Genomic DNA, 12,000 nt, shown 5'->3' on the forward strand with positions numbered 1-12,000 from the left:
ATAGAAAACTAAGCTACAATAGAGATACATTGTGACAAGAAGGTGGAAAGTCCGTGATTTCATTAAAAGAAATGATAACGCCAATTCCATATCAAATAAAAGAAGATACAACTCTCATAGAAGCATTAAATATCATGAAAGAAGAAAAATATGGTCTTTTGCCTGTAGTGGATGAAAATCTGAAATTAATGGGTGTATTTACGCGAAGCAAACTATTCCAAATGGTTAAACAGGAAAGGTCACTTACCACTCCCATTAAGGAGTTTGTCAAAAAAGAGGTGTATTCCTTAAAGGAAGACACTCCATTTAAAGAATTGCAGGAAATTGTTCGAAACAGTTCAGTAGGGACGGGTGTCGTTGTTGACGCTGAAAACAGAGTAATTGGTTTGTTTACGAAAGCGGATATGGTGATGGGTCTACTGAATGTAACGAAAACATTAAATCTGAAGCAATCGCTGCAGACCGCAATGGATCATGCTTATGATGGGATTTTGTTGGCAGATGAAACACAAACGATTCAAATGGTTAGCCCCTCCTTATTGGAATTGTTTAACATGGATTATCAAGATGTTCTACATAAAAAAACGAATCAGGTATTTCCGCATTTTCAAATAGCAAAGATTTATGAATCCGAAGAGGCGGATATTAGTGATTTCCATGAAATAAATGGAATCAAGTATATCATTCACCGAATCCCGGTCATACAAGAAGGTCGGGTGGTCGGAGCGATTGTGAAAATAATGTACAGGCAGTTGAATGAAGTCAATGAACTTTTCAAAAGACTGCAGAAGGCAGAAAATAAAGCAAGTTTTTATCATACAGAACTGAAAAAATCCGAAAATGCAAGATTTACTTGGGATCATATCATAACCGAACATCCAGTGATGGAAAAAATAAAAAAGAGTGCTGCGAAAGCGGCAAAAGGACGTTCTACCATATTAATCCGAGGGGAGAGCGGGACTGGCAAGGAACTGTTTGCACATGCCGCTCATAACAGCTCGGCTAGGAAAGATGGGAAGTTCGTTGTAGTAAATTGTGCGGCGATACCAGAAGACCTGTTAGAATCAGAGTTTTTCGGATATGAGGATGGTGCTTTTACAGGTGCCAGATCACGAGGGAAAATCGGAAAGTTCGACCTAGCAAATGGAGGATCCTTATTTTTAGATGAAATAGGGGACATGTCATTGAACCTTCAGGCCAAGCTATTAAGGGTGTTGCAAGAGAGAGAATTCTATCGTGTGGGCGGCACGAAAAGAATTCATGTGGACGTAAGGATAATCGCAGCTACCAATCGCAACTTGGAAGAAATGGTGAAGGAAGGGACATTCCGTGAAGACCTTTACTACCGGTTGAATGTCATTTCTTTATTCATACCGCCTCTTCGTGAAAGAATGATGGACATACAAATCCTTTCCGAAAAAATAATGAGCGAGCTTAACCGCGTTATTGGAACAAGCATTACCGGCTTCGAGCCAAGGGCAAAACAAATACTTATGACCTATCATTGGCCAGGAAATGTCCGTGAATTACGAAATGTGATGGAGCGGGCGATGACTTTTGCAGAACACGGGAAAATTAAAGTGGAGGATCTGCCGGACTATATGCTTGGAAGCGCTCACGTGTTAGTGGAGGAAACGGCGGTAACGCAAGAGGAGTCGATGGTCGAGAGTGCAGAGCGTCATGCGATTGAGGCAGCTTTAACGAGAACAAAAGGCAATAAAGCAAAGGCTGCGAAGATGCTGGGAATAAGCAGGTCGAGTCTTTATGATAAATTGAGGAAATACCAGTTGAATTAGGAGTGAATGGTAAAAGGCGAATTCTTTGAAGAATTCGCCTTTATCATTAATTATCAAGAAAATTCCTCTTTGATCATCGCGCCATCCTGCCATTTTTGATAAAGGTAAATGAGGAGAGCAATGACGGTAGTGAGAAGTAGTACCCCAAATTCATTCATATTTATAAGTTCATAAATGCCAAGGTATTCATACCATTTGCTTAATCCAAAGGAAAGAAAACTATCCACGATTAAGTTTGTTACAAAATATACAATGAATCGCTCATATGTAAAGTAGAGGATGATGACGGTACCCACCAAAAAGACACCATAGACAAATGGTGTAATGTTATCTAAAAGAACGATATTTTGTTTTATCTCCCACCAGTCAAATTTTTCTGCCATTTGAAAGACAAAGGTTAACACTAAAGCCCCAAATAAGCCTGCCGGAAAATAACGTTTAACTTTTGGCTTATCCAGAGGAATCAGCAAGAGCCAGGGAAGTAATAAAAAGGACCACATTACAAGTTGTACGAACACAATAATCACCTTCTAGGTCGACATGAATTTAGTTTGTGCAATCCTACCTACTATATACAGTGTATACATAGAAGTGTCCGAATATTGGACGCTTTTTTTGAACTTTTAAAAGATAGCCCTATATAGGTTGTTTATGTAGTCTTGGCACAGTTCTTGCATAAATATGGATGAATCAAATAAAAGGGAGGAAAGTGTATGAACATTGGAATGTATCTGTCGCAAAATGCCAGAAAGGTGCCGGAAAAGCTTGCCATCGATTGTGAAGGGAGACAGTATAATTACGACCAGTTCAACAGGGAAGTAAATAAACTTGCTCACGGCTTGTTAGACTTAGGTGTCTCGAAGGGTGATAAAGTGGCTTTCATGATGAAAAACTCGGATAGCTTTGTTTTCTCTTATTTTGCAGGTGCGAAGATTGGTGCTGTTATCGTACCGATGAACTTCCGTTTAACCTCCACTGAAATTCAGTATATTTTAGAGCAGTCAGAAGCGAAAGTAATCATCTGTGACGAAGAATTTGAAGGAACTATTGCTAAGGCAACCCCAGGCAGCGATGTAGAAAAAGTGATAGTGGTTGGAACGCCAACCATTGCAGAAAACAGATCATACCAGGAAGTACTATCATCTAACGAAGAGGATCCAAACGTGGAAGTCTTCGAAACCGACGATTTGGAGATCTTATACACTTCCGGAACGACCGGTCGTCCGAAAGGTGCTTTGTTCGATCACAAACGAATCTTCAATGTCGGCCTTTCCATGATGATCAGTATGGGAATCAATCAGCAAGAGCGCTTCCTACATATCGCACCGTTGTTCCATTCTGCACAGCTGAACTTATTCCTTGTATCAGGGACGGTACTTGGAGCGACACATTTCATTCATCGTGATTTTCATCCAGTTCATACACTTCAAGCGATACAGGAACATAAGATTACTCATTTCTTCGGAGTGCCCGCTATGTTCAATTTCCTTTTACAGGTACCGAATGCAGATAGCTACGATCTATCCTCCATTAAGCGCTGTGGTTACGGTGCAGCACCAATGGCACCAGAGCTTGTCAAAAAGAGCATGAACTTATTTAAAAACGACCAATTTTTCAATCTATGCGGTTTAACAGAGGCTGGTCCGAACGGGATTTTATTAGACCCTGAAGGACACAAAAAACACCTCGGAAAAAATGGGAAGCCTTCGTTTTTAACGGAAGCAAGAGTGGTCGATGAAACAGGTCAGGATATTGAAGTCGGCGCGGTGGGGGAATTTGTCTTAAAAGGTGAATCCATCATGAAAGAATATTATAAAAAGCCTGAAGAAACAAAAGCTGCTTTAAAAAATGGCTGGTTATATACAGGAGATTTGGCCACCGTTGACGAAGAAGGTAATATCACCTTGGTGGACCGCAAAAAAGATATGATTATCTCAGGAGGAGAAAATGTCTATTCCATTGAGGTAGAGGAAGTGTTGTACGAGCACCATCAAGTTCTCGAGGCAGCTATTATCGGACTGCCAGATGAGGTATGGGGAGAAGCGGTATGTGCAGTGGTTGTTCCTCACAAAGATCAGGTGGTCAATGAAGAGGAACTAAAACAGTTCTGCCGTCAAAAGCTTGCAGGCTACAAGGTTCCACGAAGAATTTTTGTGGAAGAGATGCTGCCGAGAAATGCATCCGGAAAAATACTAAAATATCAACTGAGACAGCAATTAAATCAAGTAAAAGCATAGGGGTGGAATGATTTGAAATCGCTTTCAACAAAAAGAGAACCAAGAAAACATCCATACTTAACAGAGGACCATCAACAATTCAGGAAGTCTTTGCGCAAGTTTTTGGAAAGGGAAGCAGTTCCATATTATGATGAGTGGGAAAGTGATCGCATCATTCCTCGTTCGTTTTGGACGAAGATGGGAGAACAGGGCTATCTATGTCCCGATATTGATGAAAAATACGGTGGAAGTGAAACGGATTGGGGTTATTCCGTCGTCATTAACGAAGAACTCGAGCGTGTCGGAACAGGCATGATTGGCGTTGCCCTTCACAATGATATAGTCGTTCCATATATTACAAGCTTCGGGACAGAGGAGCAAAAGCAAAGATGGCTGCCTGCTTGTGTGACTGGTAGAACGATTACTGCCATTGCGATGACGGAACCTGGGACAGGTTCGGATCTTGCGAATATCAAAACAACTGCAAGACTTGAAGGGGACCATTACATTGTTAATGGAGCAAAAACGTTCATTACGAATGGAATCCACGCAGATTTAGTGATCGTGGCAGTAAAGACAGATACTGAAATTCGTCCTCAGCATAAAGGAGTCAGCCTGCTTGTTATTGAACGTGGACATCAAGGCTTTTCTAGAGGACGTAAACTGGACAAAGTGGGGTTACACTCACAAGATACTGCCGAGTTATTTTTTGAGGATTGTAGGGTTCCTAAGGAAAACCTACTGGGTGAAGAAGGTAGCGGGTTCTTATACTTAATGGATAAACTGCAGCAGGAAAGGCTGTTGGTTGGAATAGGAGCGCAAATTGCCTCAGAAGAAATGCTGCAATCCACGATTGACTATGTGAAAAGCAGGGAAGCGTTCGGAAGGCCTATTAGTCAATTTCAGAATACTCAGTTTAAGATAGCGGAAATGGCAACAGAAGTAGAGATGGGAAGAGCTTTTCTTGACCAACTGATCGCCGATCATATTGCCGGAGAAGATGTCGTGACAAAGGTATCGATGGCAAAATGGAAGCTAACGGAGATTGCAAGAAACATTGCGACTCAGTGCATGCAGCTTCATGGCGGTTACGGTTATATGGAAGAATACAAGATTGCAAGAAGATATCGTGACATTCCAGTAGCTAGTATCTATGCAGGAACGAATGACATTATGAAAACGATCATTGCCAAAAATTTAGGATTGTAGGAAGGGAGATTTTTCACCATGAGAGAAGTCGTCATTGTTGAAGGAGTACGAACTCCTGTCGGGAGAAGAAAAGGGTTACTGAAGGATTACAGACCGGATGATTTGGCCGGGGAAGTATTGAAGGAGCTTGTAAAGCGTGCCGGGATTGAGGCGGGACTTGTGGAAGACGTCATCCTTGGTTGTGTGACACAGTCAGGAGAACAGGCAGGGGACATTGCAAGGGTGGCTGCTTTGATTGCAGGTTTTCCGATAGAAGTGCCAGGTACTACCCTTGACCGTCAATGCGGCTCCAGTCAACAGGCTGTCCATTTTGCGGCGCAGGCTATCCTTTCAGGTGACATGGATGTTGTCATTGCCGGCGGAGTAGAGAATATGACGAGAGTACCAATGGGATCCAACTATCAAAAGGCGCCATTCAGTGACAGGCTGCAAGAAAAACATGAAATCATCAATCAGGGGCTTTCCGCGGAAAGAATTGCGGAAAAGTTTGGATTTACACGCGAGGAGTTAGACACCTTCTCTTATGAAAGCCATCAAAAAGCATTAAGAGCGCAAGCCGAGGGTTATTTTACAAAAGAAATCATGCCCATTGAAGTGACATTGGAAGATGGCTCAACATTTTTGATGAAGGAAGATTCCGGTCCTCGCAAGGAAACGTCGGTGGAGGCGCTTGGTGGATTAAAAACCGTGTTCAAAGAAGATGGCTTCATCCACGCAGGAAATGCAAGCCAGATCAGTGATGGAGCTGCGGCACTTCTTTTAATGACGAAGGAAAAGGCGTTGGAGCTTGGATTAAAGCCCCGTTTCAAAGTTCATACAAGAGTGGTGGTAGGGTCCGATCCAACCTTGATGCTGACAGGACCGATTCCGGCCACGGAAAAAGTGCTGCAAAAATCAGGCCTCTCCATTGATGACATCGATGTGTTTGAAGTCAATGAAGCCTTTGCTTCGGTTCCGATGGCATGGTTGAAGGAAACAGGGGCTGATCCGGCAAAACTCAATCCGAACGGAGGAGCAATTGCGTTAGGCCATCCACTAGGGGCAAGTGGAGCTAGATTAATGATCAGTATGATGCATGAACTCGAACGTACTGGAGGAAGATACGGCCTCCAAACGATGTGTGAGGGTCATGGAATGGCGAACGCGACCATCATTGAAAGGCTTGACTGATACTTAAACATTAGTAGGAGGATGAAGATGTCAATAACAATTGGAAAAATCTTTGATCTTACAGTACAAAAGTTTCCGGATAAAGAAGCGCTTTATGATGTGAAGAAAAATGTACGGTATACCTACAAAGAATGGAATGTGGAAGTGAACCGGTTAGCCAATGCCCTTATGAAAGAAGGAGTAAAGAAAGGGGACAGGGTCTCCACGCTACTTTTTAACACAGAGGAACTTGCAACGACAATGCTTGCTTGTGCAAAAATCGGAGCCGTCTTCAATCCAATCAATTTCCGCCTGCAGCCTGAAGAAGTGGCGTTCATTCTAAACGACGCAAAGCCGAAAGTCGTGATGTATGAAAAAGCATTGGAGCCTGTAGTTGGTTCCATTGCGGCGCGCTTTGAAGAAACAGGATTCTGGATTATAGATGGGGAAGAAACTAATTATTCTTCTTCCTATCATGAAAAATTGAAGTCTGCTTCAACAGGTGAAGCATCCATTAATGTCCTGGAAAACGACACATATGCCATTATGTACACAAGCGGAACGACAGGAAGGCCAAAAGGAGTCGTTCATCGCCATAGAGACATGGCTGAGCAGAGTTTAATCGTTATTTCCGCCACGAAGCTTGAAGAGGAGGATATTGGACTCGTAACGGCCCCAATGTTTCATTGCGCGGAACTGCACTGTGCTGTCATCCCTAGGATTCATATTGGTGGGAAAAATGTCATCCTTCATCACTTTGAACCAAAAAAGGTACTTCAGCTGATCCAAGAGGAAAAGGTGACAAAGTTTTTTGCCGCACCAACCATGTGGAATATGCTCTTGCAAGAAAACTTTAATGAGTATGACTTGAGCAGCCTGAATCTTGGGTTATACGGAGCTGCCCCAATGGCACCGGCACTTGTCAGGGCGTGTCATGACATGTTAGGAATTTCTCTTGTCCAAGCATATGGTATGACCGAAATGGGACCAGCGATCACCTTTCTATCTGAAAAAGAGCAGCTCAGGAAAGCTGGTTCTGCGGGACAGGCCTGCTTGAATCATGAGATTCGGATTGTGCGTCCGAACGAAGATGGACCAAGTGATCCGGATGATATATTGCCTGCAGGAGAAGCGGGAGAAATACTCGTCCAAGGCCCATGTATCATGAGCGCTTATTTTAACAGGGAAGAAGCGACGGCGGCAGCGATGTATAAAGGCTGGTACCATTCAGGGGACATTGGTTATCTGGATGAAGAAGGCTTTTTATATGTTAAAGACCGGGTGGATGACATGATCATCAGCGGCGGAGAGAACATTTATCCACGGGAAGTCGAGGATGTTCTTTATGAACACCCTGCTGTGTTGGATGTAGCCATTGTCGGTCTGCCTGATGACCGCTGGGGAGAGACGGTAACAGCGTTTGTGGTGAAAAAGAATGATAGTTTGACAGAGGAAGAACTGGATGCTTTCTGTTTGAACAGTTCTGAGCTTGCTCGCTATAAACGCCCTAGAAAGTACATGTTTGTGGATGCTCTGCCTCGAAATGCGAGCGGGAAAATTCAAAAGTTTGTCTTGAGGAAGCAGATGGAAGAGCTGGTGACAGGGGAAACACCATCCCGATGATGGAAAAACTGTTAGAAGGCATCAGAATTCTTGATTTCACTAACTACCTACCAGGTCCATATGCCACGCAACGGCTCGCGGATCTTGGAGCAGAGATTATTAAAGTGGAACCATTGGCAGGAGATCCCGCCCGTCACACTGGGGTGAAACGTGATGGTACGGGTGTGGTGTATCTCGCAAATAATCATGGGAAGATGAGTGTATCCCTCGATTTGAAAAATGAGGGTGACAGGGATAAAGTCATGCGTTTGGTTGAAGGTTGCGATGTAATTATCGAAAGCTTCAGACCAGGTGTCATGTCTAAGTTCGCCCTTGATTATGAAACTGTTAAACTCTATAAACCAGACATCATCTATTGTTCCATTACAGGGTACGGAAACAATGGCAGATGGAGTAAGCTTGGAAGCCATGACATCAACTATATGGCGTTGAGTGGGATGTTGGCACAATTAAAGGATACCTCCGGCCGACCCATTCACCCTTCCATCACCATAGCCGACTACTTTGGCAGTATGGCTGCTTGTGAAATGGTGCTTGCACTTTTATTGAAAAAGGAGCGGTCAGGTCTTGGAGGCTACCATTCTATCAGTCTGACTGACGTTGCAGCTTCTTTTATGGGGACACATCTCATGATTCATCAAGAAAGTGGGGAGGAGCAAGGCATCACGTTACTGAATGGGGAACTTATCAGCTATGGAATCTATGAAACGAAGGATGGGCGTTTTATGGCGCTAGGGGCACTGGAATATAAGTTTTGGCAGAATTTCTGTGAAGCGGTGGACCGGGAAGAATGGCTTGGAGCACACTTTTCCGTTAGAAGAGACAGTAATCCTGTTTCAATGGAGATAGAAAAGTTGTTTACGGGTCGGACTTTTGAAGAGTGGACAACCTTTAGCCAAGAGATCGATTGCTGCTTAACACCGGTGTTGGAAGTAGGGGAACTTTCGAGATATCCATATTTTCAAGAGATTAATAGTATTTTTCATGATGATAAAGGAAATGTGAAGGTTGCCATGCACAGTGGGAGTAACAACGAGTTTAAGCCTGCACCATCTGTGGGGGAACATACAGTGAGATTGCTGGACAAGCTTTAATGTTAGCTAAATTCATTTAATCGAGAGGGGTAATGTCAGATGATGAATGTACCAATGACCGTCAGTTCCATGCTGGAAAGAGCGGAAAGATTTTTCCCGAATAAAGAGGTTGTGTCAAGAACGCTATCAGGCGTGCAGCGTTTGTCCTATCGAAAAATTGGAGAGCGGACACGACGTTTATCAAGTGCACTAGAAAAGCTGGGGGTACAAAAAGGGGATAGAGTTGGAACGTTCGCATGGAATCATCACCGCCATTTAGAAACCTATTTTGGAATTCCAGGAATGGGTGCAGTGCTTCATACGATTAATATCAGGCTTGCTCCCGAGCATGTAACTTATATTGTTAATCATGCTGAAGATGTGGTGCTTTTTGTGGATGAAGACCTGCTGCCTTTAGTGGAACGGGTAAAGGACCAATTGGGAACAGTGAAAGCATTCATCATCATGACAGATAAAGAAGAGCTCCCGTCGACTACCTTACATCCTGTATTCTCCTATGAAGACTTACTTGAAGAAGGGGACCCAAACTTCTCTTTTGTAAAAGATATCGATGAAAACGACGCGGCCGGAATTTGTTACACTTCTGCTACAACGGGTAATCCGAAAGGTGTCGTCTACTCTCACCGTTCATTGGTGCTTCATAGCTATGCGCTAGGCTTGGCGGATACGGCAGGGTTATCGGAATATGATACATGCATGCCGGTAGTGCCGATGTTTCATGCAAATGCCTGGGGATTGCCATTTGCTGCAACCTGGTTCGGTACCACACAGGTGTTGCCTGGACCTCAGTTCACTCCGCAACTTTTGGCAGAATTGATAGAGAGCGAGAACATTACATTGACTGCCGGGGTTCCGACCATCTGGCTTGGTTTGTTAAATGAATTGGAAAAAGGATCATATGACACTTCAAGCCTCCGGGCAATATTGTGTGGTGGATCCGCTGCACCTCGTGGGATGATCAAGGCCTTTGAAACAAAGTACGGCATACCTTTCTTACATGCGTACGGCATGACGGAAACAACGCCACTTGCCACAGTTTCCAGGTTGAAAAGTCATCAAACAGATTTAGATGAAGAAAAAATGCTGGATATCCGTTCGATGCAAGGATTGTTGGTTCCAGGCCTTGAGATGAAAATTGTGGGTGCAGAAGGGGAAGTTGCTTGGAACGGCGTTGAAATGGGAGAGTTATGCTTGCGCGGCCCTTGGATTGCAGACGAGTATTTCAAGGACGAGCGTTCCGCAGATGCCTTCATCGATGGCTGGCTTCACACAGGTGATGTGGTTACAGTGGATGAAGAAGGTGTCGTCAAAATCGTTGACCGTACAAAAGATTTAATAAAAAGCGGTGGTGAATGGATATCCTCTGTTGACCTGGAAAATGCGATCATGGCACATGAGGCAGTTTTCGAAGCAAGCGTAGTGGCCATCCCGCATGACGAGTGGCAGGAAAGACCAGTTGCATGTGTCGTACTGAAAGAAGCCTATGTAGGCAAAGTTTCTAAGCAAGAGATCCTTGATTTCATCACACCTCAGTTCGCCAAATGGTGGCTGCCGGACGAAGTGATTTTTATGGAAGAAATCCCGAAGACATCGGTAGGGAAATTCTTGAAAAGGGCTTTAAGGGATATTGTGGAGAAAGAGATGAAAAGTACGGTGGAGTAAAGGATATTGAGATTGGAGCAGGCCTGACGTATTGCGTGGGCCTGTTTTTTTATGGTTAGAAGATTATAAGATTATCAAATTGTGGAGAAGTGTCTTTATCGCGGTTATGAAGACCTTAGTGACGAGAAAAAAGGATTAGAGGTGTCTTCATCGCGGTTATGAAGACCTCAGTGACGAGAAAAAAGGATTAGAGGTGTCTTCATCGCGGTTATGAAGACCTTGGTGACGAGAAAAAAGGTGGAGAAGTGTCTTCATCGCGGTCGTGAAGACCTTAGTGACGACAAAAAAGGAGGAAAGATGTCTTCATCGCAAATATCAAGACCTTGGTGACAATAAAATTTCATTGAAATGTCATAGATGAGGCGAAAAGTACGATCCGGCCAAGGCCACTATTTTAAAGCTCTGTGAAAAGCGGGAAACGTCCAAAGCAAGATTAGAACCTTCCTTTGGACGTGGAATGGTTTTAGATTGTTCTTGGACTTAATTGTAAAGGGAATGACGACATCCAAATGCTTAAAGTAACCTTATTCATTGGAAAAAAGATATAATAACATTAATAGTATAGCGGATTACTTGTATTTACAAAGGAGGTTCTCAATTCATGAACATTTTAATTTTAGGTGCGACTGGACGAGTTGGAAATCAAATACTTTCACATGCCATTACCGACAATCATCATGTCACTGTATTAGTTCGTAATCCAGATAAGATTCAAATTAATCATGCAAATCTAACTATTATCCAAGGTGATGTTCTAAATAAAGATGATATCGCACGTGTAATGCCTGGAAATAACCTAGTGATTAGTGCACTAAATACTGATGGAACAACCACTTTATCAGAGAGTATGCCACTTATCATCAAGGCAATGGAAAATGAGGGCATACAAAGGATTATCACTATAGGAACTGCAGGCATCCTCCAAAGTAGAATTACCCCAAATTTATTGCGTTATCAATCAAGTGAATCAAAGCGTAAGTCAACCCGTGCAGCAAAAGAACACCATAAGGTTTTTGAAATGCTCAAACAAACAACACTCAAATGGACTATTGTCTGTCCAACGTACTTGCCTGATGGAGAGAGGATAGGTAAATATCGGGTAGAACAAAATTTTCTCCCTGAGGGTGGAGTTGAAATATCTGTGCCGGATACAGCTGAATTTGCATTTAATCAGATAAGAAGTAGCGATTATATAAGATCGCGAGTAGGTATTGCTTATTAATCCACAATTTTAGATAAGTATAGGACCGG

General features: G+C 43.1%; 9 protein-coding genes. 8 read left to right on the forward strand and 1 reads right to left on the reverse strand.

Features of this window, described 5'->3' with window-relative positions; all coding sequences use genetic code 11:
• Positions 1 to 53 precede the first annotated feature (53 nt).
• The gene (locus K7887_RS08240; RefSeq protein WP_223493070.1) at positions 54 to 1,796 is read left to right on the forward strand and encodes a sigma-54-dependent Fis family transcriptional regulator; all 1,743 of its coding nucleotides are present in this window, start codon (positions 54 to 56) and stop codon (positions 1,794 to 1,796) included.
• 53 nt (positions 1,797 to 1,849) lie between these two features.
• Here the strand turns inward: K7887_RS08240 and K7887_RS08245 are convergent, their stop codons facing one another.
• A complete protein-coding gene (locus tag K7887_RS08245; RefSeq protein ID WP_223493071.1) occupies positions 1,850 to 2,314 on the reverse strand; it encodes a hypothetical protein in 465 nt (154 codons plus the stop codon).
• A gap of 195 nt (positions 2,315 to 2,509) precedes the next feature.
• On the opposite strand from K7887_RS08245, the gene K7887_RS08250 reads away from it, so the two are divergent.
• The 7 genes from K7887_RS08250 to K7887_RS08280 all read left to right on the forward strand — a co-directional run bounded on the left by K7887_RS08250 (position 2,510) and on the right by K7887_RS08280 (position 11,971).
• Positions 2,510 to 4,033, forward strand: a complete 1,524-nt coding sequence (locus K7887_RS08250; protein ID WP_223493072.1) for a long-chain-fatty-acid--CoA ligase — start codon at positions 2,510 to 2,512, stop codon at positions 4,031 to 4,033.
• Positions 4,034 to 4,045: 12 nt separating this feature from the next.
• Entirely contained in the window at positions 4,046 to 5,221 is a 1,176-nt protein-coding gene (locus tag K7887_RS08255) for an acyl-CoA dehydrogenase family protein (RefSeq protein ID WP_223493073.1), read from the forward strand.
• A gap of 18 nt (positions 5,222 to 5,239) precedes the next feature.
• Complete coding sequence (locus tag K7887_RS08260) at positions 5,240 to 6,391, forward strand: thiolase family protein (protein WP_223493074.1); 1,152 nt, start codon at positions 5,240 to 5,242, stop codon at positions 6,389 to 6,391.
• A 27-nt stretch (positions 6,392 to 6,418) separates the two neighbouring features.
• Positions 6,419 to 7,993, forward strand: a complete 1,575-nt coding sequence (locus tag K7887_RS08265) for a fatty acid--CoA ligase (RefSeq protein WP_223493077.1) — start codon at positions 6,419 to 6,421, stop codon at positions 7,991 to 7,993.
• On the forward strand, positions 7,990 to 9,087 hold the full coding sequence (locus K7887_RS08270) for a CaiB/BaiF CoA transferase family protein (RefSeq protein ID WP_223493079.1): 1,098 nt from the start codon (positions 7,990 to 7,992) through the stop codon (positions 9,085 to 9,087). The genes K7887_RS08265 and K7887_RS08270 overlap by 4 nt, the downstream gene beginning before the upstream one ends.
• 39 nt (positions 9,088 to 9,126) lie before the next feature.
• Positions 9,127 to 10,749 carry a long-chain fatty acid--CoA ligase gene (locus K7887_RS08275; RefSeq protein ID WP_223493080.1) on the forward strand — a complete coding sequence of 541 codons (1,623 nt, stop codon included), beginning with the start codon at positions 9,127 to 9,129 and terminating at the stop codon, positions 10,747 to 10,749.
• Between the two features lie 601 nt (positions 10,750 to 11,350).
• The gene (locus K7887_RS08280) at positions 11,351 to 11,971 is read left to right on the forward strand and encodes an NAD(P)-dependent oxidoreductase (RefSeq protein ID WP_223493081.1); all 621 of its coding nucleotides are present in this window, start codon (positions 11,351 to 11,353) and stop codon (positions 11,969 to 11,971) included.
• Positions 11,972 to 12,000: the final 29 nt, after the last annotated feature.

The organism is Sutcliffiella horikoshii, assembly GCF_019931755.1.
Taxonomy (GTDB): Bacteria; Bacillota; Bacilli; order Bacillales; family Bacillaceae_I; genus Sutcliffiella_A; species Sutcliffiella_A horikoshii_E.